The sequence below is a fragment of the Bacillus sp. AK128 genome (assembly GCF_053903075.1).
In genome coordinates this window covers 3332044-3352629 of the sequence record NZ_CP096379.1, presented here as the reverse complement: position 1 = coordinate 3352629, position 20586 = coordinate 3332044, and the positions used below count along the sequence as shown (strand labels likewise).

The following is a 20586-nucleotide window of genomic DNA, read 5'->3' as shown; positions in this document are numbered from 1 at the left end:
TTCTTATCTCTTTCTTAAGAAAAAGTATTCTAATAAGATGATGAATAGAATCATCAAGCTTGAAACCATCACTATAACAACATCAGTTTTGACTTTAACCCAAAGAAAAGCTAAAAGTACAATTACATCAAGCAAAATGGCTGTTAATACAATGAATGAATTTGCACCTATTTTAGTTCGGAGATGTTTATAAACTCCCCAGTGAATGGTTATATCCATAATTAAATATAAAACTGCTCCGATAGAGGCAATCCTACTTAAATCGAAGGAAATCGTTAACACCATGGCAAGGACGACTGTAAAAATAAGAGTATGCTTTTGAACGGAACCGGATATCCCAAAATCTTTATGTGGAATCAGCTTCATCTCTGTTAACATGGCAAGCATTCTCGATACGGCAAAGACACTTGCAATAATTCCTGTAATTGTTGCAATAATAGCAAGAATTACCGTAAACCAAACACCGAAATCACCAAAGGCTGGTCGAGCGGCTTCAGCAAGAGCATAGTCTTTAGCATGGATTGTTTCAGTTAATGTCAGATTACTTGAAACAGCCCAAGCAAGTAGTAAATAAACCGCAAGACTGATCGTGATTGAAATCGCAATTGCTCGTCCAACATTTTTCTTTGGCTCTGTGATTTCTTCCCCACTATTAGTGATTGTAGTAAACCCTTTAAATGCGAGAACTGTTAAAGCTATCGAACCGATGACACTTGAAACCCCAATATCCGGAGGATTATTCCCAGGATTAGGGGTTGAAAAAGCGAAGTCAGTAACCCAAATACCTGCGATGGCCATTGTAGATAATCCGACAATCTTAATAAGAGATGCAGTTGATGTAAACGTTTGAATAAACGTGTTACCTGAAATGTTAATTAAGAACGATAGAATAATCAATCCAACTCCAAGTAAAGGAATAAGCCATCTTGCTTGAGTTCCATCAAATAGTTGAAGGGTGTAAGTTCCGAAAGTTCTAGCAACAAGACTTTGATTGATGATCATGGATACGGCCATCATTAAAGCGGCAGAGGCAGCAATTGTTCCTTTTCCATATGCTTTTACTAAGAACATCCCTATGCCACCAGCAGAAGGATATTCTTGACTAAGCTTTACATAAGAATAAGCACTGAATGAAGTCACAATACTTCCAATAATAAATATGAAGGGAAACCATTCTCCTGATAACTCGGCCACCTGGCCAAGAAGAGCGAAGATTCCAGCGCTAATCATCACACCAGTACCAAGTCCCACTGCCCCAACAAGAGAGATGCTGTTCTTTTTGTATTTTGGCATCATTTACACTCCTTATCGAACACATTTATTGGTTTACTTCCCTGTTTTGGCCGTTCAAAACAAGAACAGAGAGCTTGTTCATCATTAGCTTTAAAAAAATCTATAACTATTTGAAACTTTTTTCGGTCTAGGCCGTCTATACTTCAGCTAAAAATAATCAATCATTTTAATGTATTACAACTCACCTATTTAAGAAGGTTCTAATCTAGCATACGAAAAGTAAGTATGCTGGACAGAAAATCAATCTTAATGGAAGAACAACATTTTGGGAGGTGCTATCTTGCTTAAAGATGAATATTCAAAAAGTAATAAGGAGGCGGTATTAGAAGCAATTATTTATGAGTATGCAGAGCGAATTAAGAAACTTGCCTATACTTATGTTAAAAACTGGAGCACGGCTGAAGACATTACTCAAGAGGTGTTTTTATCTGTTTATAACAACCTTGACAGTTTTCGATGGGATTGTTCGATGAAAACTTGGTTATTCAAGATTACTAGAAATAAATGTATGGATGTCCTTCAGAATAGATGGTTTGGTGTACAGTTAATTTTTGAAACGGTGGCTACGAGGTTTAAATCCAATGTATCAACTGAAGATACCGTATTGTTAAGGAGCGAAGCCCGTGAGTTATCAGAAAATGTTCTCAATCTACCGGTAAAGTATAGGGAAATCATCATTTTATTTTATTATGAGGAGCAAAAAATAACAGAAATTCATGAATTAACAGGAATTAAAATAGACACGATTAAATCAAGATTAAAACGAGGAAAAGAACGACTTAAACAGATGTACGGAGGTGAGTTTGGTGACGGATGAAAAATTAAGCAAACTTCGTAAAAGTATGAATCAAACGGTGTTAAAAGAAGGGGACATGTCAGCACAAGAAAAGAATGTATTACTTTCAAAAGTAGTAAGTCACCGTAAAAATCAAAAATTAGGAGAAATCATACTATCGATCATTATTTACTTTTCATTTTTTTCTTTGATAACAGGGATCTTTATATATAGTGTGAACCAAGCGAATCCAAGCAATCATACATTATTTTCTTTTATGAAATTAGAGAATGAAAGAGGAGTTGAGATTATGCTGAATCAATCACTTTTTATTATGACAGTTGGCTTAATTATTATTGGAAGTATCATGGTTTTATTAATAAAGAAAAGGAAAGGGACTAAAAAGCTTCTTTGGGCTCTGGCAGCTACGGCAGTGACTGTCATTGTTGTAAATATTCAACCTCCGCAAGATCAAAATACCAAAACAGCTTCAATTGTCATAAAAGAGAGCGACGTTAAGGCAACAGAAGAAGAAGAGTTAACGTTAGAACGAAAATTACAGATTGGTATTCATAAAAAGCTAGGGATTAAAAACAATATAGATGTCCTTAGAATTTCAAACCTAATCGTTTCTGAGAATGAGGAGGATGTTCAGGTTAATTTGAGTTCAGATGCAAGTGAAGACATGGAGAAGGTAAAAGAAGGCATCTGGATTAACAGCGAGATTGCCATAAAAGAAATTTTTCAACACAAAGAAGTGAAATCTGCACTAATTAACTGGGAAATCACAACCTATGATCAGGTTGAACAAAAGCAGAAACAAGAAGTGGTTGTAAGTTATCTATTAACTGTCGAAGATTATAATGAGATAGACTGGAATATATTCAGTGAGAATCATATCAAAGATATTGCATCAAGTTATGAGACATTTTCATATTTTGCTAATGAATAAAGGGGATTAATAAAATAGTTCAGTTAGTAGCAGTTTAGGATAAGTTCAAAGGCCAGGAACATACTATTGGTATCAAGTTTTAACGGAGAAAGAGGGAATGATTCATGAGCATACCAGTAGGTGTTTCAAACAGACATATCCACCTAAAGCAAGAACACGTGAATATCCTTTTTGGTGAAGGGTATACATTAACAAGCTTAAAGGAACTTTCACAGCCAGGCGAGTTTGCAGCAAATGAGGCTGTCCAGGTAATAGGACCTAAAGGACAATTTCCAAATGTGAGGGTACTTGGTCCAGTTAGAAGCTTGACGCAACTCGAGATTTCGATAACCGATTCGTATACATTAGGAGTAAAAGCACCGATCCGTTCATCAGGTAACATTAAAGACACGCCGGGAATCACAATCGTAGGTCCAAAAGGTGAGGTCTTACTTAATGAAGGCGTTATTGTAGCTGAGCGACATATTCACATGACAACTTCTGATGCAGAACAGTTTAAGGTTGTGGATGGAGAGTATGTAAGCGTTAAGACTGAAGGCGAAAGAGGTCTAATCTTTAATCAAGTGTTGATCAGAGTTAAGGATACATATGCACTAGATTTTCATATTGACACAGATGAAGCCAATGCCTCTGGACTTAAAACTGGTGATTCTGTAAGTCTTATTGGTAGAGATTAATTTGTCTAAGGATATGGAATAGAACAATTTCCAAGCAATGTCTTTTATGATATTGCTTTTTTTATATTCAATCATTTCTTACCCGACTGTTAGCGGTATATTTCCTCTAGTTAAGCATTTCATTTGATTTAACTATGAACTCCAGAATATGATATTTACTATACTAATAGGTATAAAAAGTGGTGTTGCTAATGAATGACTTTTGACCTTGAAGAAACGGGGGAATTGGTCGGGTTTATTTACATTGGCTATCCAGATATGGATCCACCAAGAGTAAATAAAGTGAGTTATCATGAATTTACGACTTGGATTGAGTAAACAATTGTAGTATTAACGGTAGAGCTCAAGGAAACGTTGTTCAAATAAATAGATGTATTAAATCTCCAAGGAGGAATAACATGGATAGCAAATCGTCATTTACAATTTTAAAAAATGATTCAACAAAGGGGGATGGTGGCTTTGGAGTAGGTACCATTTCATTAGAGAATGTCACTCCAGTTATTATTGACCCTGAAAATAAAGAAGCTTCAATCGACATGGGAGCATTACATGGTCGAAGTAATATTGAACAAAGAATTAAGTTTAAGAATACAAAAGAGGGGTTTGAAAATTCACACCAGTACTGGATTGTTTGGATCGCACTTGAAGTAGGAGGAGAAGGTGCTTTCTATTCAGGAGCAGGTTCATGTGAAGTGTTGATTGCTAAGGACACAGTAGAGGGAAGTAAAAAACGCTTTGGATACAAATCTATGCCTGAACATGTTAATAGCCTAGATAAAGCTATAAAAAGAAAGTTTTCATTAGAGAATATGGATAATGTCTCGAAGCAACTACTAAAAAACTTCTTACAAGAGTTTAATAGCGAATATTGGGAGAGGTCTCCAGATGAATTAAAAGAAAGCTTATTAGTCAATTAAACAAAATTTTTTGAAGTATAAAGAAACAATGCAATTCCAGGTAAATAGTTGCTGTAACAACATTCTCCTTTAAAGAAAAACAAATTGAAATTTTAATAAAATTATGATGTAATAAAAAACAGTTGTTTTTTATACAAGGTTGTATAAAAAGGCCAACAGGTAAGGAGAGAGACGGAAGTGGACGTAATTGAGGGAATAATCACGAGTAAACGAATGAATAGTTCGGATATACTCGTAATAGGGGATATTCCTGTAGCAAAATTCTTCATACAGTTTAATGGGAAAAAGTCAGTTTTCTCAATTCATTGTAAGGACGAACCTTATGAATTTCATTTAAAAGGTTTGGCTGACGTTTATTTTTTTGAGGGGAAGCAACCATTTTATAGAGACAAAAAATTTGTAAATGATTTTTTTATAGAAGATACTGATGTTATTGAGCTATTAATGCAACATCAAGGTGAAAATGTTAAACTAAGCATGTCAACGGTTAAGGAAGACTCTCACAAAGCTTCCTGAGATCGTAAAGGTGAATTTTTGTAGAATAGGGAAGAATACAGAAAGGATAGGTATAATGGGTATTGTTGTAGTTGAGATCTGTACGAGTAGCCTAATTACCCAATTAGATCTTGAGCAAATACTTGAGACCGAATTTCCTGAAGTAGCTGTGATAGATAATCATTGTTTATCCTTCTGTGGTATGTGTGCACGAAGTCCTTATGCAATCGTGAACGGAAAAAGAGTGTTTGCAAAGACAGTTGACGAATGTCTAGAAAAAATTAAAGAACAAATTAAAATTGAGTTGGAAGCTTATTCAATATAGTTAATACATGAAAGAAAATATTGCTATATTTTGAAATTTAATAAGTTTTAATATAGAACAAAGGTAGGGGCTTAAAATGAACCATCCATATAGAGTATTACTTTATTACATGTATGTTCCTATTGATCATCCTGAAGAGTTTGCTGCTAAACATTTAGAATTTTGCCAATCACTTGGCTTAAAAGGAAGGATTTTAGTAGCAAAGGAAGGCATTAATGGAACTGTGTCAGGTACGTATGAGCAAACAGAAGAGTATATGAAAACAATGAAAGCTGATCCACGATTTGCCGAAATGATTTTTAAGATAGATGAAGCAGACAGACATGCATTTAAAAAGATGCATGTTAGACATAAAGACGAGCTTGTTACTCTTCGTCTAGAGGATGACGTGAATCCCTTAGAAACTACCGGTAAATATCTTAGTCCAACTGAATTTTATAAAGCAATGCAAGAGGAAAATACTATAGTCCTTGATGCGAGAAATGATTATGAATATGATTTGGGTCATTTTCGTGGGGCCATTAAACCTGAGATTACAAACTTCCGTGAGCTTCCTGACTGGATTGAAGAAAACAGAGATCTCCTCGAAGGTAAGAAGATTTTAACTTATTGTACAGGTGGTATTAGATGTGAAAAATTCTCTGGTTGGCTAGTGAAAGAAGGATTTGAAGATGTGTCACAACTGCACGGAGGGATTGTAACATACGGGAAAGATCCTGAGGTTCAAGGGAAGCTGTGGGATGGACAAATGTATGTTTTTGATGAACGGATTAGTGTGCCCGTGAACCAAACCGAGCATGTCATAGTGGGAAAAGATCATTTTACTGGTGAACCTTGTGAACGATATGTTAATTGTGGGAACCCTGAATGTAATAAAAAAATAATATGTTCCGAAGAAAGTGAACATAAATTTTTACGAGGTTGCACTCATGAATGCCGAGTACATCCTAGAAATCGTTATGTAATTGAACATCAATTAACAAATGAGCAGGTTCACGACATCGTTAAAAAATTACAAGAAGAAGTAAGAGCTTGAGGTATAAAGAAAAGGGCGAGCCAATTTGGCTCGTCCTTCTTTTCTGATTAAAATTTTACTTTTACTTTCCATTGAGTTTGCACCAATCAGCTTAACTTGTCATTTACCGAAGCTGAATTTCTAAATAAGAATTTACAGTGGTCGTCACCATCTGTTTTACAGGATATTCGTTGAACTTGATCTGTCTCCAATACGTTTTTAAACATATTGGTTTCACATCGACAGGCAATTTTAAACTCCTTAGCAACAGAGAATATAGGACAATTATACTCAACAAGTTCAAAAGAGTGGTCATCTATTTGATTGAGTTTTGCCATATACCCTTTCTCGTTTTGAATATTAGTCATTTCCACTAGTTTTTCTGAAAAGGAGGCTTTAGGTAATCTATTTTTATACTCCTCTGTAAGTCGGTTTTCCCTTTTTTCAAACAGTAGTTGAATAGATTGGTCACCATGGATTTCTTGAATATCATGCAGGAATTCAAGGGTCATCCCCTCATAGTTTCTTGGAAAAGATCCTTCCCCTTTATCGGTAAGTGAGTAAACCTGTAAGGGACGTCCCATAGGTTGCTTAACCTCATCAGATTTTATCAAATCATCCTTTTCTAATATATCAAGATGTTTTCTAACAGCCATATGAGTAATATTTAAACGAGAAGTTAACTGATTAACGGTCATGGAAACTTCGGTTTTTAACATATCTAATATAAGATCTCTTGTCGTTTGTTTTGTTTTAATCATTCAATCCCACCTCTTTTCGAATGGATGAACACATAATAGAAAAAGTAGTGCAATACGGATCGCGCACTACTATTTTAATAAAAATTTAATAGTATATTAATTATACAATAAAGTATAAATTGTTCAAAGTAACAGCTTTTAGGTTGTTGGAGGGAATTTTGTTTAGATAAAAATTTTTTAGTTAAGCATATTAATTGAAAACGCTCCATTAATTAGATATAGTATTAATATACTTATTATACTATTTAGTATATAAAGTTAAATTACATAGTTTAATAAACTATAATTAATGGGAGGAAATTATTATGACTAAATATTCTTTACCAACACTAAACTACGGCTTTGATGCGCTGGAACCAAATATTGATCAGCAAACAATGGAAATTCATTACGGAAAGCATCATCAGACTTATGTGAATAATTTAAATGCTGCACTTGAAGGGAAATCAGAATTACAAGAAAAGTCACTTGAGGAGCTTTTAAGTCATTTAGAATCTGTACCAGAGGCAGTTAGAACGGCAGTAAGAAATAATGGTGGAGGTCACTTAAACCATACATTATTTTGGGAAGTAATTGCTCCAGTTTCAGGAGAATCAGTACCAAGTAATAAGCTTTCAGAAGCAATTGTTACAGCATTTGGTAGTTTTGACCAGTTCAAAGAAGATTTCTCTAAAGCTGCTACTACTCGCTTCGGATCAGGTTGGGCTTGGTTAGTTGTTAACCAAAACGGTTCACTAGAAGTAACTAGTACACCAAATCAAGATAATCCTGTGATGGAAGGGAAAGTTGCGATTCTTGGACTAGATGTATGGGAGCATGCTTACTACTTAAACTATCAAAATAGAAGACCAGATTATATTTCAAGCTTCTTTACTATCATTAACTGGGATGTAGTATCTAAAAAATACGAAGAAGCATTAGCTTAATATAAAAACAAGACAGAGTTGGGAATAGTCCCAACTCTGTTTTGCCTCTTCTTCATCAGGATCATGTATGTATATCAAGGGTATACTTATGTGCAGTTACTAATGTTACACTTAGGCCTAGATACTTTTATCGAGTAGTATTATATTTAATACATACAACTTATTCAGATAAGGAGTCGCCTAATGAATCAAAAGTCAGCCTTAATTGCAGGTGCAAGTGGTTTAGTTGGAAGTGAGCTTCTTACCTATCTACTCAATGAACCTGGGTATGAAAAAGTTAATGCAATTGTTAGAAAGCCTCTTGGAATTGAACATCCAAAGCTAATGGAAATAATTTGTGATTTTGACAAACTCGAAGAAGTTCAAGAATATTTTGCAGTGGATGATGTGTTTTGTTGTTTAGGAACAACCATCAAGAAGGCCAAAACAAAAGAGGCAATGTACAAGGTAGATGTGGAATATCCTTTGACAATAGCAAAGCTTGCAAGGGAAAAGGGAATTGCGCAGCACTTTATACTAATTAGCTCTATGAATGCAAATTCTGCATCCCGAATCTGGTATTCAAAAATGAAAGGAATACTTGAGGAGAAACTCCAAGCAATGTCTTTTCCAACCATATCAATCATCCGACCTTCACTACTCCTTGGTGATCGTAACGAGTTTAGATTTGGAGAGAACACCGCAATCAAAGTGTTTAAAGGATTATCTCTATTTATAAAAGGGTCATGGAAAAGTCGTCTAGCTATTGAAGCAAATACCGTTGCTCGAGCTATGCATAAGATTTCTCAAATGGATCAAGTGGGGATCACTTTCTATGATGCAAAAGCTTTAGCAGATATAGGGGAAGATAAACATTAAAAAATAGCTGCCTTATATGGGCAGCTTATTCCTTTAGTATTTTTGAAATAATAAATACTTATTTTCTGTAGTTTTCGCAATTATATAATCTGGGTGGTCTTTGACACTATAAACTAAAGCACCTACTTCTAAGAAGTTTGACGTGAAATTTTCCTCAGGATGAAACTGTTCATCTATCTGTTCTTCGATTTCCCCTAGTTGTTGGTCAAGTTTATAGGTTTTTTGTTCCGTAGGACTTTGGATGTATTCTGTATTATTAATTACAACCGTTGGTCCGGTTCCACATAATTCATACGTTGCCTCTTGACTGCTACAACCACTTACAACCCCAATGAAAATGATTAAGAGCATGAATCTTCTCATTTTTTCCCTCCATTCAAAAGTTTTAGATACAGATATATATGCATGCTTGTCTATTTGAATGTTCCATTAGGAAAGAATAGTAAAAAGAAAAGCGAATTAGCTCTCTTGTGGCTATTTCGCTTCTCTTTTAGTTTGAAAAGAATACCTATATTAATGGATTTGAGTTTCTAAAATCTCCTGATTAAACAGGGTTACGCAAAGCTTCCAAGACTACTTGTACATCATATCCTACTTGAAAGTCATATAATTCACTAGAATCCCCATTTATAGCATCGACGAAAGCCGTGATTAACTCATTCCAAAAGTGATTAGGACTTACTTCGAGTTCCTTGTATACTTCTCCTACTTTTCCAGCCATAACTTTCATGATGTCAACGTGTGCGATGGTTCCTTCCGTCCCGTAGACAGTTAAGCTTAAGTGCTGTTCTTCTTCACCAGCCATTCCACTTATTCCGTTTACAATCACAGGTGTACCATTTGCTAATTTCATACTAGCCATTATTCCCGTTTCTGGTAAAGTAGGATCGTTAGGGAGCTCTACTTCACTTTTAATGTCATGCAAGGGCCCAAAGAAGCGTTGAATCAACTGAATAAAATGACCTGTCACTTCAAAAACAAAACCACCCTGTTCTCTAGTGTTGATCCAATTGTTTTGCTGCCACTTTCTTGGCCATGTTGGGAATTTCATTATTAACTCAATTCTCCTGAGATTTCCAACATAGCCACTGTCGATTAACTCACCGAATTTGCGTGTATTATTCACATAATTAATGGGAAAGTTCATTGCATGAACGACCTTATATTCTTTAGCTAATTGCAGCATATTGGCCGCTTCTTCAATGGAATTAGCAAGTGGTTTCTCACACAGAATATGCTTTCCCGCCCGAATCACGTCTATAGCAAGATCGTGATGCCATTTAGGAGGTGTTGCAATATAGACCATGTCTATATTTGATTTGTCCAGAAAAGTCTTATGGTTTGTATAAGCTTCCACTTGGTAATGTTGGGCAGCTTTGTATACTTTTTGCTCATCAATATCACATAATGCTACAAGCTCTGTTAAGGGATGTTTTGAGAAGACGTCTACCATTCCTTCTCCTAAAGCTCCAATTCCTATAATTCCAACTTTCACTTTGTTCACTGTTTTACTAACTCCTCTTGACTTCTAAAGAAGTTCCCCCAATAAGCTAAAGCATTTTCATTCGTTAAATCAGCTAATTTGCAAATGGTAAGAGCAAAGTCAACATACCCTTCACCTTTGGCAGTAACAATATTACCATCTACTGCTACACCAGTATTTACAAACTTCTCGCCATTAAAAGCCTCGAAAAGATCAAGATCTGGTGTAACAGATGTAGTAAACTGTTTATCTTGTAAGATATTAGCCTCTGCTAGTAAAAGTGTTCCATAGCAAATGGCTCCAATTAGCTTGTTTTGTTCATTAAGTTGCTGAATTAATTGCTGTAATGGTAGACTCCCTAAAATAGAAGGAGTATTCCCACCTGGAATAACGAATACATCAACATCATTAACGTCAACTTGATCAATCGTTGTGTTTGCTTTGATGATGAAACCTTCTGCTGCTGTAACTTCCTGAGCACCTAATGATACCGTAACTATCTCATGTGTTCTTCCTTTAACCCATCCAACTAAATTAGCCTCAAAATGAGCATATTCATCATAAACTAAAACGTAAATTTTCATGTTTTGATCCCCTTATCACTAGTATTTGTATCACTATTTAACATAATAAGAAAATAATGGATACTAAAAAAGAACCAATTTGATATAATTTTACTAGCCCACTTTTAGAGAGGAAACCACTGTTATGGATCTTTTTTTTACATTAGATATTAACAAGACTGATTATAAATTTAAGTATCAAGCAATCTATTATTTTTTAAGAAAATTAATTTTAGAAGGTAAAGTACAAAGTGGAACAAGATTACCTTCTAGTCGAATGCTTGCCAGTATGTACGAGGTGAATCGGAATACGATAAAACTTGTATATGAAATGTTAGTGGCAGATGGATATGTAACAACAATTGAGGGAAGCGGAACGTTTGTTGCTTATTCTCCTGAAAAGCTTGACCTTATGAAAAAATCAAGCAAAACTATTCAGTTATCAAAAAGAAGTCAAAAGATCAAAACAAATAAATCAGAGATGAATGAGGGTGATTTTGTCATCAATTTCCGAGGTGCTGGTTTTTCACCTAATATTAATGATTTTCCATTAGAAGAGTGGAAGAAGACTGTTTATCAGGCCTCGAAGGATTTGAATTTTTTGGTGGAAGAGGGGGATTATCACCTTATGGGTCTCCCTCAGTTAAGAGAGGCTATTTCTTCCTACTTAAGTAGATCACGTGGGATGTCTGTCAATCCTAATCAAATTGTCATTATAAATGGGGTAATGCAGGGGATTAGCATCTTATCACAACTTCTTATTAATGAAGGAGACCATGTGGTAGTGGAAGAACCTTCGTTTACATCTATTAAAAATAATTTTCTAATGATGGGTGCAGAATTAATACCTTCACCGTTAGAACCGTATGAATTTAGCGTAAGCAATTGGAAGAGCCGTTTAGCTTATGTGACACCCAGTCATCAGTTTCCTACTGGGAAAGTTATGTCCCTTGATCAGCGTATTCAGCTTTTGCACTGGGCCAAAGAGCAAAATGCCATTATCATTGAAGACGACTATGATAGTGAATTTAGACGGAAAGGCAGACCAATTGAACCTCTAAAGGTATTAGATTATGAAGATCGAGTGGTTTTTCTAGGTACTTTTGCCAAAACAATTTTACCTTCCTTACGAATTGGATATCTCATATTACCGGCTGATTTAACTAAAGAATTTCTTAAAATACGAAATCTAGGAGGAGAATACACCACCTCGATTATAGAACAGATGGCCATTTCACTTTTCATAAAATCAGGAAAGTTTGAACGTCATTTAAGACGTCTAAATCGAATCTATTCACATAAAGCCAAAGTTTTATATCAAGCCATACAAACCTACATCCCGAACGTGTTTGAGTGGATTGAAACAGACGCTGGTTTACATATGTTTGCAACATGGATGCATTCAACAGAAGCCTATAATATATTCGAAAAGGAGTGTCTAAAAAGAGGAGTAACCTGGGATACAGCAAATCAATACTATATAAATCAACCTCTTCAACCAAAAGTAATACTTGGCTTTACCCACCTTTCTGATGAAAACATAATAAAGGGTTTTCAAATAATGGGTGAGGTAGTAAGTGGGATGAAACTAGATGCAGATGTCGAATCTATATCTGAGATTTGATAAATGAAAGTATCTAATAGTATTTATAGATTGCTAGTTTGCTTTTAATGAGGGAAATAGAATGTAAAAATGTCATCCATACGCTGATGAAGGACAAAGCTAGGTAATATTGGAGACAAAAGGTAGTTCGAACATCCACAGAAAAAGGCTGCAAAATGCAGCCTTAAGTTTCTATTTTTAGCACCATGCAGCGCCAACTATAATTAATAGGATAAATAAAACCACGATTAGTGTAAATGTGTTGCCTGCTCCATATGCAGGAGCTGCTACAGGAGCTGTGTAGCCATATCCGCACCAACCTGGTCCACCCCAACCTAGACCCCAGGACATATACTTCACCTCTTTTCCTTAAAGTAATGTAAGTGATTAATATCCGTACCCAACATAAGCTGCACCAACAATAATTAGAAGGATGAATAAAACAACAATAAGTGCAAATCCTGCACCGTATCCACCTACTGCACCACTCATAATCACACCTCCAACTTATAGGGTTAATACACTATATGAATTAACATGAATAGTGAAATGGACATTTTCCTATAAATAAGGTAAAAGAGGCTGTAATTGTTAAGTCCCAAGTGTGTTTGGTAAAATAAAGTTATCAAAATCTATTTCTTCTTATAAAGGAGTACAAATGAAAACAGTCGTTGTAATAGGCGGTGGGATCACTGGCCTATCATCCATGCATTATTTACAAAAACTAAAGGTTGAAAAAAAGCTAGACGTGAAGTTAGTACTTGTAGAGAAAAATGAATACTTAGGAGGGAAGATTCACACAGTTGAGCAGGACGGATTTTTAATGGAAACTGGGGCAGACTCGATTGTTGCTCGCCATGAGAGTGTGATGCCATTAATTCAAGATCTGCAGTTACAAGATGAGGTCACTTATAATGCTACTGGAGTTTCTTTTATTTATAAACATAATCAGTTGCATGCTATTCCCACTGACTCAGTATTTGGAATTCCGATGAGTAAAGAATCGCTGTTTAGCAGCACTCTTGTTTCCGAAAAGGGTAAACAGGAAGCTCTTAGAGCCGATGAGAAGGTAAACGACCATTTTACATTGGAAAGCTCTGTTGGTGAATTTTTAGAGTATTTCTTAGGTAAGGAATTAGTGGAAGAGCAAATTGCACCGGTTCTATCAGGTGTTTATTCAGGTGGTTTAAATACATTAACCTTGGGCTCCACGCTTCCGTATTTATTGGATTATAAAAATCAGTATGGAAGTATTATAAAAGGTTTATCGATGAATAAAGAAAAATTTCAGTCATCGAAACCAAAGTTTGTGTCTTTTAATAATGGCTTATCTTCTATCATAAATAAGCTTGAAGAGGAATTGAATGATGTTGCCATTTTAAAAGGGGTCAAGACTACTGAAATCAGTAAATTAGATGATAAATATGAAATCCACTTTGAAAATCAACCATCAATAGAAGCTGATTATGTGATTACTGCCATTCCGCATGATATCACACAAGACCTTTTAGATCATAAAGAATTAGATGAGGAATTCAATCGAATGAAGAACTCATCATTAATCAGCGTTTATCTCGGGTTTGATCTACCAGATAGCCTTCTACCTGCTGATGGAACTGGTTTTATTGTGCCTGATCAAGATGATTTAAAATGTGATGCTTGTACATGGACCAGCAGAAAATGGTCACATACATCAAAAGAAGGTAATTTGTTAGTGCGACTATTTTATAAAAGTTCAAATCCCTCTTATGAAACTCTTAAGACATTAGATGAGGAACGGATCTTATCTGAGGCGTTAGCCGACATCGGAAAAAGCATTGGAATCAATAGTCAACCTGCAGTTGTGAATATTACTCATTGGAAAGAGAATATGCCTAATTATCATTTAGGACATGGTCAAATAGTTTCTACGCTCAACGAAAGAATGTCTTCTCTGTTCCCTAATGTATTATTAGCGGGTTGCTCTTATTATGGAGTAGGTATTGGCGCATGTATTAAAAATGGTAAGGAAATTGCTGAGAAACTTGGGGAAAGGTTAACTAGTTAAATCAAGATTAAACAAGAAAAGAGAGGGGTTCCTCTCTTTTCTAATTTAATGAAATATACAAACTTAATTTAACTACTCATCACTTTTGATCTAGTAGTGAACCTGTAAAGAAATCTCAATCCAACGGAACATAAACGTAACCACAACCAACTATATAAAATGGAGAATAAAAAGGTTAATACAACGACTTTAAAATCAAAAGTAGTTGAAATAGTTGGTCCCAGAATAGGAAATTGTACAGCGTAAAGTAAGGTGAGAATTCCAAACGTTAATGATAGTGAAGCAAACAAAGTGGATAATAAGGAATTCTTTACTATTTTTATACCAACCCCAAGGCTTAGCCCAAGTAATCCCGTAGTAAATGGAAAAATCAACAACTCAGATGGTTGTATAAGAACTAATAAAAGAATCGTTGAAAAGTAAGACATGATTCCTATTTTAACTGATATAACAGTGGCGATAGCTATTGGCCATGTAGTAAGGATACTAAGTGCATAACCAATTCCAACTATAATCCCAGCAGATTGGAACAAGGCAGCGAGTGAAGCGAGAATTGCTCCAAGGACTAGTTTATTAGTAAAAGAATAGACCTCAATATTTTCCACTACATCAATTGCTTTACTCATCCTACATCCCCCCTTTTTAAGGTTAGTGCAGGCACTTCCAAATTAGACCTTTTTTTGTACTTATACATTGTTCTTATACAAGATGGAAATGGGGGCTCCTTCAAGTATATACTCCTGAAGAAGCAGTTGGTGCATGGTCTTTTCGTGTACCACAGGGAAGGAAATGTCTACGATTTCCTTGATTCCCATTGATAGTCCAAGTTGTTCAGCTGCAGCCATGGTGTCCATGGTCTGTTGATTCACGGATTTTTTCGACAGCTTCTTTAATATGAGGCCCACGAATGGCTTCAACAGTCTCCCTGAATCTGCCTGTATTGGATTTTGAAAAAATAAGAGCGTACTCGCTCAGAGCCGCCCAGTTGAAACTATATAAAACTAAATCAAAAACATCGCTACAATGGTCGTCACAACTAACCCTATTGTTACCGGCAGCAAGTTCTTCCGAGCAAGCTCAAATGGATCAACTCCACAAATCGCCGCCGCAGGAATCAATGCCCAAGGTACAAGCGTACCTCCACCAACCCAGATTGCTGCAATTTGACCAAGTGCTGTTAATGTTGCAGCACCAGCTCCAATCGCTGTTGAAAATAAATCAGCGATTGATCCTGCTAACGAAATTCCAGAAAATCCTGAACCATCCAATCCTGTAATAGCACCAACCCCGGTTAAAGTAATAGCAGCTACCGGAGCATTTAGTGGTACAACGGATGCTAATGCCACACCAAGATCATTTACGATTCCCTGTGAGTTTTGAGGGAGGTATTCACCTATGATTTTAATAAACCCTGAATCTCCAAGATAGAAGAAAGCAGCAATTGGAATAACTGGACCGAAAACCTTAAAACCAAATTGGAATCCTTCTATTAAATAACTAGTTGTTTTCTCAAGGCCTTTGTTTTTATGTGCTAGTAGTACGAGGATAATTAATATAAAAATAGAAGTTCCACCTATTAATGCGGTTGCATCGCCGCCTTGCAGGTTGAAAAGGACCATCGCCACAACGTTTAATGCAAATAGTATCGGAATTAATAAGGCAATAAATCTCTTACTATTAGTTGAGAGTAAGGTTTTATCGATTTCATCGCCACTTACGAATTCATTACTTTGCTCCTCAGCTAGTGCAGTGTTCATCGTGACCTTGCCATTTTTCATATCCCGTCTTAATAGAAAGAATGCTACTACCGTAGTTACAACGCCCATTACAAATACTAATGGAACGCTTGCGCTAATGACTTCCGATACAGGTAACCCTGCAGCATCAGCCGTTAGCTTTGGCGCTGCTTGGATAATGAAGTCACCTGATAAAGCAATGCCATGGCCAAATAAGTTCATCGCCATCGCTACACCCAGTGCCGGAAGACCTACTCGTATTGCGACTGGTAGTAGAACTGCTCCTAGTAAAGCTACTGCTGGGGAAGGCCAAAAAAACCATGAGATTACCATCATTAGGATTCCTATCGTCCAGTAAGCTAAAGCTGGCGTCCGAATTAGTTTTGTGAACGGTGAAATCATTACATCATTGACTCCAGTTCTGGTAAGGGCTTTACTCATTGAAACGATGATGGAAATAACTAAGATTGTTGCTAGTAATTCAGTAATAGCGAATATAAAGCTGTTGAATATACCACTTACTGATGCAGTCAGGGAGCCTGTAGCAGTAAAGGCAATGAGGAATATTCCGATGATACAGACCAATGTAGTATCCCGTCGCATTACCATAAAGCCGATAATTAGAGCGATGAACACAACATAGATCCAATGGAGTGCGGTTAATTCTGCAAGCATATAATCCCTCCATAATCTAATATTCATCCGCTTCTTAGGCATTTGACTAAAAAGGATGTAATACAGAATATGATGGGAGAAGCTTCGTGTGAGTAGCGAGAAAAATATTTATTTGCTATATTCTGATAAAATCTATTGGAATTAGTTTTTATTAAAGGTATACACTGTAGGATTTAACGGCTTCCTGTGGCTTTTTGTCATTCTTTTGTATTTCCTTGGAAATATTCTGATAGGTTTCTAGTCGATTCGACCTTTTCTATAGGATCTCAAATAAAATAAAAAGACATGCTGTAATGAACATGTCTTTTTATCATAGCTGTATTCGTATAGATTGTTGCTATTGTGAAAATTCCAAAAGCCGGATTTTTACAATAGCAACAATCTTTCAGAAAAGAGCCTATATCATTTATTCTATTACATTATATTTTGTTGCGTAGGATGGTCTAGGGAAGATAGGCTGTTGGTCAACACCTTCTGAAGTGCCACGTTTTTTATGTGCATGATCATACGCCTTTGAAGTTTGCCAATTTGTAAAGTCCTTCTCAGTTTCCCATTGGGTGAGAATGATATATGTATCAGAATTTAAAGGCCTCAATACTCGAATGGCTATAAACCCTTGTTCATCTTCTACCATTCGGGCTCTATTTTTAAAACGATATTCAAAGAGAGGGCGACCTTCATCTGTGACTGGAATATTATTTAAAACTGCATATCCTGTCTTTCTAAGTTCTCCAGTTTCATCAATTATTTCATATTCTCTTCCTTCTTGGAAAACACCTTCACCAGTAGATTCATGAATTAATAATGATTGATCGTCATTATCTTGTAATACGAGAAAGTCCTGACTTTTATTTTCTTCTACAATTTTCTGTAGGAAATCGGTAGTACCACCTGTAATGTATATTTTCTTCATTTCAAAACCTCCTTAAGACTATTATATCCAGTTGAGCATTTTAAGTAAAATTAGGTGCTTTTGGGAAAAAGATACATAATTAGGTCAGTTTATAAGATACTACTTAAAAAGTATATTTGATAACGTGAAGGGATTTAGAACAAGCCGAATTCTAAAAAAATGTCGAATTTAGTGTATGATGGATAAGAAGGTCGAATATAAGAGGTGACAAAATATGAAACGAAAGCTTCTAATTGGTGCCATCGCTATAGTCTCTACAATTATCATCGGATTAACAGGCTATATATTCATATTACTTGCTGGAAATAAAGTGGTGGATGAACAAAAGCTCGTAATGGATTCAACGACAACATTGGTTGATGAACAAGGGAGTATCATCTCAAAGCTTTATATTGAGGATCGAGACTTAGTCACAATTGACGAAATTCCTTCCCATGTTCAAGAGGCTTTTATCTCCATTGAGGATGCAAGATTTTATGATCACCATGGTATAGATTTAAAAGCTATCTTAAGAGCACTATATAAGGATTTAATTGCTGGAAGTAAGGTTGAAGGTGGTAGTACGATTACCCAGCAGCTTGCGAAAAATGTCTTCTTATCGAATGAAAAGACATGGCTGAGAAAAACAAAGGAAGCGATCATCTCTATAAATCTTGAACGAAAATATAGCAAAAAGAAGCTCCTTGAAATGTATTTAAACCAGATTTATTTTGGTCATGGAGCTTATGGAATAGAGACAGCCTCCCAGCTATATTTTAATAAACATGTGACCGATTTAACTTTAGAAGAAGGTGCATTACTTGCAGGGATTCCTAAAAGTCCTAGCAATTATTCTCCAATAAATAATCTCGACAATAGCACCAAACGTAGAAATATCGTCCTTGATGTAATGGATCAACGAGGTTTTATTAGTTCGGAAGAAGCAGTAAGAGCAAAGGGAAAGCTAGTTTCCTTACAAGTTAATCAATTTGCTAAGAATCCAGCCTTCTCCACTTATATCGATATGGTGATGGAAGAGGCTAAAACTCGTTTCAATCTATCTAATGAAGAACTGATGACTGGTGGATATAAAATTACAGTACCTATTAATCATCATATTCAGCAGGTTGCTTATGAGCTATTTAAAAAAGATGAATACTTCCCAGGTACAGATAACTCAGTTGAGGGCTCATTTGTTCTAATGGACGCTAAAGATGGTGGCGTGTTAGCCGTTATAGGTGGACGAAATTATGTCCATAAAGGAATTAATCGTACAGTGATAAAAAGACAACCTGGTTCAACCATTAAGCCTTTGGCTGTATACGGGCCAGCTCTTGAAGATGAAGAGTACCATCCATATTCCATGTTAGTTGATCAGCAATTAAGCTATGGAAACTATTCTCCGCAAAATTATAGTGGGGAATATAAAGGGAAAATCTCAATGTATGAAGCGTTAACAACCTCTGCAAACGCACCGGCAGTATGGCTTCTAGATAAGATAGGTATAGATGAAGGGAAAAAATATATAGATAAAGCTGGAATCAAGATTCCTGATAAAGGACTAGCAATTGCACTCGGTGGGTTAGAAGACGGAATTTCACCGCTTGAGATGACTAAGGCGTATCGTGCTTTTGCAAAAGAGGGAAAGGTTGTAGAGCCTTACTTTATTAAGAAAATGACCAATCAAGAAGGTGAAAACATTGCTACAACTGAAATTGTTGAGAAGGAGGTCTTTTCTTCTCAAACCGCATGGTATGTAACAAGAATGCTAGAAGCAGTCGTTGAAGAAGGAACTGCTACAGCGGGTAATTTTGATGGAAGCCTTGCAGGTAAGACGGGGACAACCTCATACACGAGTGTCCCTGGTGCTTCTCGTGATGCATGGTTTGTTGGATATACCCCTGAAGTAGTGGGTGCCTTGTGGATGGGGTATGATACGACCAATCAAGAGCATTACTTAACAAAGGGAAGCTCATATCCAACCAGTCTTTTCAAGAAGATTCTCTCATCAGCACAACTAGATGAAACAGCAAGCTTTGTTGCACCAAGTGGAGTTTCAGAGCTTGAGAAACCAATCATGATGCCAAAAGAAACGAGTCTCTCAGCTCACTTGACGTTTAAAGCATTTGGATTATTTACCGTTCAGCTAGAATGGAATGAGGAACCTGATGAACGACTAGTGTATCAAGTATATGAACAGAAGAACGGACAATGGAACATGATCGGTGAGGTAACAGGGGACAGGACCTTTGATGTTGAAAATGTAAACATTTTCAATCTGCCTAGCTATTATGTGATCCCCTATAATCCGCAAACAGAAGAACAAGGAAACCCATCCAATACAGTCAAAGCTAAGATTGGTTCATAGCCTCTTATTTAATAGCTCTGTTAAAGTACAGTGTTGATTTTTGGCAGGGTTGATTGAAGTGAAGGGACGCGAGACTCCTGCGGGAGAAGCGTGGTAAGGGAGACCCCGCAGGCGGTAACGCCGAGGAGGCTTAATGGAACTTCTGCTAAGGTCGCTCACGTCCTGTGAGCAACGCAGAAGCCAGCACATCCTGTGCAAGTGCGGAAAGCGAGTGTCCTGGAACGG

The 20586-nt window shown here is 36.3% G+C and carries 24 protein-coding genes; 13 read left to right on the top strand and 11 right to left on the bottom strand.

Annotated features, from left to right (window positions below):
• Positions 1-3: 3 nt before the first annotated feature.
• Complete coding sequence (locus M1D60_RS16815) at positions 4-1293, bottom strand: APC family permease (RefSeq protein ID WP_456279471.1); 1290 nt, start codon at positions 1291-1293, stop codon at positions 4-6.
• A gap of 280 nt (positions 1294-1573) precedes the next feature.
• Here M1D60_RS16815 and M1D60_RS16810 point away from each other — a divergent pair, with 280 nt between their 5' ends.
• From M1D60_RS16810 to trhO, 8 genes are all read left to right on the top strand, one after another.
• Positions 1574-2110 carry a sigma-70 family RNA polymerase sigma factor gene (locus M1D60_RS16810; RefSeq protein WP_456275989.1) on the top strand — a complete coding sequence of 179 codons (537 nt, stop codon included), beginning with the start codon at positions 1574-1576 and terminating at the stop codon, positions 2108-2110.
• The gene (locus M1D60_RS16805; protein ID WP_456275988.1) at positions 2100-3020 is read left to right on the top strand and encodes a hypothetical protein; all 921 of its coding nucleotides are present in this window, start codon (positions 2100-2102) and stop codon (positions 3018-3020) included. The genes M1D60_RS16810 and M1D60_RS16805 overlap by 11 nt, the downstream gene beginning before the upstream one ends.
• 104 nt (positions 3021-3124) lie before the next feature.
• Positions 3125-3697, top strand: coding sequence for a phosphate propanoyltransferase (locus M1D60_RS16800; protein WP_456275987.1), 573 nt, complete (start codon positions 3125-3127; stop codon positions 3695-3697).
• Positions 3698-3892: 195 nt separating this feature from the next.
• Positions 3893-4015: a hypothetical protein gene (locus tag M1D60_RS16795; protein WP_456275986.1), complete on the top strand. Its 123-nt coding sequence runs from the start codon at positions 3893-3895 to the stop codon at positions 4013-4015.
• A gap of 80 nt (positions 4016-4095) precedes the next feature.
• The gene (locus tag M1D60_RS16790; protein WP_456275985.1) at positions 4096-4614 is read left to right on the top strand and encodes a YwhD family protein; all 519 of its coding nucleotides are present in this window, start codon (positions 4096-4098) and stop codon (positions 4612-4614) included.
• Positions 4615-4791: 177 nt separating this feature from the next.
• The gene (locus tag M1D60_RS16785; protein WP_456275984.1) at positions 4792-5130 is read left to right on the top strand and encodes a hypothetical protein; all 339 of its coding nucleotides are present in this window, start codon (positions 4792-4794) and stop codon (positions 5128-5130) included.
• A gap of 55 nt (positions 5131-5185) precedes the next feature.
• Positions 5186-5434 carry a DUF1450 domain-containing protein gene (locus M1D60_RS16780; RefSeq protein ID WP_456275983.1) on the top strand — a complete coding sequence of 83 codons (249 nt, stop codon included), beginning with the start codon at positions 5186-5188 and terminating at the stop codon, positions 5432-5434.
• A 76-nt stretch (positions 5435-5510) separates the two neighbouring features.
• A complete protein-coding gene (gene trhO / locus M1D60_RS16775; protein WP_456275982.1) occupies positions 5511-6470 on the top strand; it encodes an oxygen-dependent tRNA uridine(34) hydroxylase TrhO in 960 nt (319 codons plus the stop codon).
• An 86-nt stretch (positions 6471-6556) separates the two neighbouring features.
• On the opposite strand, the gene M1D60_RS16770 is transcribed toward trhO, so the two are convergent.
• Positions 6557-7210, bottom strand: a complete 654-nt coding sequence (locus M1D60_RS16770) for a helix-turn-helix transcriptional regulator (protein WP_456275981.1) — start codon at positions 7208-7210, stop codon at positions 6557-6559.
• 305 nt (positions 7211-7515) lie between these two features.
• Between M1D60_RS16770 and M1D60_RS16765 the strand changes: the two genes are divergently transcribed.
• Together M1D60_RS16765 and M1D60_RS16760 are read left to right on the top strand one after the other, a co-directional pair.
• Positions 7516-8136: a superoxide dismutase gene (locus tag M1D60_RS16765; RefSeq protein WP_456275980.1), complete on the top strand. Its 621-nt coding sequence runs from the start codon at positions 7516-7518 to the stop codon at positions 8134-8136.
• Positions 8137-8319: 183 nt separating this feature from the next.
• Positions 8320-8994 (top strand): oxidoreductase, encoded by a 675-nt coding sequence (locus M1D60_RS16760; protein WP_456275979.1) that lies wholly within the window; start codon positions 8320-8322, stop codon positions 8992-8994.
• Positions 8995-9027: 33 nt separating this feature from the next.
• On the opposite strand, the gene M1D60_RS16755 is transcribed toward M1D60_RS16760, so the two are convergent.
• From M1D60_RS16755 to M1D60_RS16745, 3 genes are all read right to left on the bottom strand, one after another.
• The gene (locus M1D60_RS16755; protein ID WP_456275978.1) at positions 9028-9357 is read right to left on the bottom strand and encodes a hypothetical protein; all 330 of its coding nucleotides are present in this window, start codon (positions 9355-9357) and stop codon (positions 9028-9030) included.
• Between the two features lie 181 nt (positions 9358-9538).
• The gene (locus M1D60_RS16750) at positions 9539-10498 is read right to left on the bottom strand and encodes a Gfo/Idh/MocA family protein (RefSeq protein WP_456275977.1); all 960 of its coding nucleotides are present in this window, start codon (positions 10496-10498) and stop codon (positions 9539-9541) included.
• Positions 10495-11061, bottom strand: coding sequence for a DJ-1/PfpI family protein (locus M1D60_RS16745; protein WP_456275976.1), 567 nt, complete (start codon positions 11059-11061; stop codon positions 10495-10497). The genes M1D60_RS16750 and M1D60_RS16745 overlap by 4 nt, the downstream gene beginning before the upstream one ends.
• 124 nt (positions 11062-11185) lie before the next feature.
• On the opposite strand from M1D60_RS16745, the gene pdxR reads away from it, so the two are divergent.
• On the top strand, positions 11186-12664 hold the full coding sequence (gene pdxR, locus M1D60_RS16740; protein ID WP_456275975.1) for a MocR-like pyridoxine biosynthesis transcription factor PdxR: 1479 nt from the start codon (positions 11186-11188) through the stop codon (positions 12662-12664).
• A gap of 177 nt (positions 12665-12841) precedes the next feature.
• Here pdxR and M1D60_RS16735 read toward each other — a convergent pair whose 3' ends face one another.
• Entirely contained in the window at positions 12842-12994 is a 153-nt protein-coding gene (locus M1D60_RS16735; protein ID WP_456275974.1) for a YjcZ family sporulation protein, read from the bottom strand.
• Positions 12995-13030: 36 nt separating this feature from the next.
• Complete coding sequence (locus M1D60_RS16730; RefSeq protein WP_456275973.1) at positions 13031-13135, bottom strand: YjcZ family sporulation protein; 105 nt, start codon at positions 13133-13135, stop codon at positions 13031-13033.
• Positions 13136-13301: 166 nt separating this feature from the next.
• Between M1D60_RS16730 and M1D60_RS16725 the strand changes: the two genes are divergently transcribed.
• Positions 13302-14690 (top strand): protoporphyrinogen oxidase, encoded by a 1389-nt coding sequence (locus M1D60_RS16725; RefSeq protein WP_456275972.1) that lies wholly within the window; start codon positions 13302-13304, stop codon positions 14688-14690.
• Between the two features lie 68 nt (positions 14691-14758).
• Here the strand turns inward: M1D60_RS16725 and M1D60_RS16720 are convergent, their stop codons facing one another.
• The 4 genes from M1D60_RS16720 to M1D60_RS16705 form a co-directional block, all read right to left on the bottom strand.
• Positions 14759-15316, bottom strand: a complete 558-nt coding sequence (locus M1D60_RS16720) for a hypothetical protein (protein WP_456275971.1) — start codon at positions 15314-15316, stop codon at positions 14759-14761.
• A gap of 60 nt (positions 15317-15376) precedes the next feature.
• The gene (locus M1D60_RS16715) at positions 15377-15607 is read right to left on the bottom strand and encodes a hypothetical protein (protein ID WP_456275970.1); all 231 of its coding nucleotides are present in this window, start codon (positions 15605-15607) and stop codon (positions 15377-15379) included.
• A gap of 84 nt (positions 15608-15691) precedes the next feature.
• Positions 15692-17101 (bottom strand): hypothetical protein, encoded by a 1410-nt coding sequence (locus tag M1D60_RS16710; protein ID WP_456275969.1) that lies wholly within the window; start codon positions 17099-17101, stop codon positions 15692-15694.
• A 406-nt stretch (positions 17102-17507) separates the two neighbouring features.
• Positions 17508-18014: an antibiotic biosynthesis monooxygenase family protein gene (locus tag M1D60_RS16705; RefSeq protein ID WP_456275968.1), complete on the bottom strand. Its 507-nt coding sequence runs from the start codon at positions 18012-18014 to the stop codon at positions 17508-17510.
• Between the two features lie 214 nt (positions 18015-18228).
• On the opposite strand from M1D60_RS16705, the gene M1D60_RS16700 reads away from it, so the two are divergent.
• A complete protein-coding gene (locus tag M1D60_RS16700) occupies positions 18229-20361 on the top strand; it encodes a transglycosylase domain-containing protein (protein WP_456275967.1) in 2133 nt (710 codons plus the stop codon).
• Positions 20362-20586 lie beyond the last annotated feature (225 nt).

Coding starts and splice junctions, on each gene's coding strand:
- M1D60_RS16815 (WP_456279471.1), bottom strand. CDS start 1,293: ATGCCAAAATACAAAAAGAACAGCATCTCTCTTGTTGGGGCAGTGGGA.
- M1D60_RS16755 (WP_456275978.1), bottom strand. CDS start 9,357: ATGAGAAGATTCATGCTCTTAATCATTTTCATTGGGGTTGTAAGTGGT.
- M1D60_RS16720 (WP_456275971.1), bottom strand. CDS start 15,316: ATGAGTAAAGCAATTGATGTAGTGGAAAATATTGAGGTCTATTCTTTT.
- M1D60_RS16745 (WP_456275976.1), bottom strand. CDS start 11,061: ATGAAAATTTACGTTTTAGTTTATGATGAATATGCTCATTTTGAGGCT.
- M1D60_RS16800 (WP_456275987.1), top strand. CDS start 3,125: ATGAGCATACCAGTAGGTGTTTCAAACAGACATATCCACCTAAAGCAA.
- M1D60_RS16725 (WP_456275972.1), top strand. CDS start 13,302: ATGAAAACAGTCGTTGTAATAGGCGGTGGGATCACTGGCCTATCATCC.
- M1D60_RS16795 (WP_456275986.1), top strand. CDS start 3,893: ATGACTTTTGACCTTGAAGAAACGGGGGAATTGGTCGGGTTTATTTAC.
- M1D60_RS16700 (WP_456275967.1), top strand. CDS start 18,229: ATGAAACGAAAGCTTCTAATTGGTGCCATCGCTATAGTCTCTACAATT.
- M1D60_RS16710 (WP_456275969.1), bottom strand. CDS start 17,101: ATGCTTGCAGAATTAACCGCACTCCATTGGATCTATGTTGTGTTCATC.
- M1D60_RS16735 (WP_456275974.1), bottom strand. CDS start 12,994: ATGTCCTGGGGTCTAGGTTGGGGTGGACCAGGTTGGTGCGGATATGGC.
- M1D60_RS16780 (WP_456275983.1), top strand. CDS start 5,186: ATGGGTATTGTTGTAGTTGAGATCTGTACGAGTAGCCTAATTACCCAA.
- M1D60_RS16790 (WP_456275985.1), top strand. CDS start 4,096: ATGGATAGCAAATCGTCATTTACAATTTTAAAAAATGATTCAACAAAG.
- M1D60_RS16705 (WP_456275968.1), bottom strand. CDS start 18,014: ATGAAGAAAATATACATTACAGGTGGTACTACCGATTTCCTACAGAAA.
- trhO (WP_456275982.1), top strand. CDS start 5,511: ATGAACCATCCATATAGAGTATTACTTTATTACATGTATGTTCCTATT.
- M1D60_RS16760 (WP_456275979.1), top strand. CDS start 8,320: ATGAATCAAAAGTCAGCCTTAATTGCAGGTGCAAGTGGTTTAGTTGGA.
- M1D60_RS16730 (WP_456275973.1), bottom strand. CDS start 13,135: ATGAGTGGTGCAGTAGGTGGATACGGTGCAGGATTTGCACTTATTGTT.
- M1D60_RS16770 (WP_456275981.1), bottom strand. CDS start 7,210: ATGATTAAAACAAAACAAACGACAAGAGATCTTATATTAGATATGTTA.
- pdxR (WP_456275975.1), top strand. CDS start 11,186: ATGGATCTTTTTTTTACATTAGATATTAACAAGACTGATTATAAATTT.
- M1D60_RS16765 (WP_456275980.1), top strand. CDS start 7,516: ATGACTAAATATTCTTTACCAACACTAAACTACGGCTTTGATGCGCTG.